Source organism: Arthrobacter sp. SIMBA_036, assembly GCF_046535135.1.
Classification (GTDB): domain Bacteria; phylum Actinomycetota; class Actinomycetes; order Actinomycetales; family Micrococcaceae; genus Arthrobacter.
This window is the reverse complement of the sequence record NZ_JAWRXG010000070.1, coordinates 1-366: the sequence shown is the minus strand read 5'-3', so window position 1 is coordinate 366 and position 366 is coordinate 1. Positions and strand designations below refer to the sequence as shown.

Sequence of the window (366 nt, the reverse complement as noted above, 5' to 3'; positions counted from 1 at the left end):
GCCCCGGACCGCTAAAATGTGGTAAAAATGCCACGAGAAAAACTTCCGGGATAATTTTGGTACGAATACGTTTATTAAATAATTGACGACTCCGGGGCCTCCTGTTCATATCCAGCCCGTGACCGAAGCAAACGTTCGGAAACGCATGGCGGACTGAAATTTCAGGGGACCGCATCCATCGCGCTAAGCAAGAGCCAACCTTGGGGTTGGCCTCTGGAACGGAGACAGAAAATGAACATCAAGAGCCTCCTTCTCGGCTCCGCTGCTGCACTCGCAGTAGTATCCGGTGCACAGGCTGCCGACGCTATCGTCGCCGCCGAACCGGAAGCAGTAGAATACGTCAAGGTTTGCGACGCCTACGGCACC

At 54.1% G+C, this 366-nt stretch carries 1 protein-coding gene; it reads left to right on the top strand.

The window, feature by feature from the left end; translation table 11 throughout:
- Window positions 1–231 precede the first annotated feature (231 nt).
- A partial coding sequence (locus SB659_RS19175) for a porin (protein WP_410551538.1) occupies window positions 232–366 on the top strand: 135 nt, incomplete at its 3' end.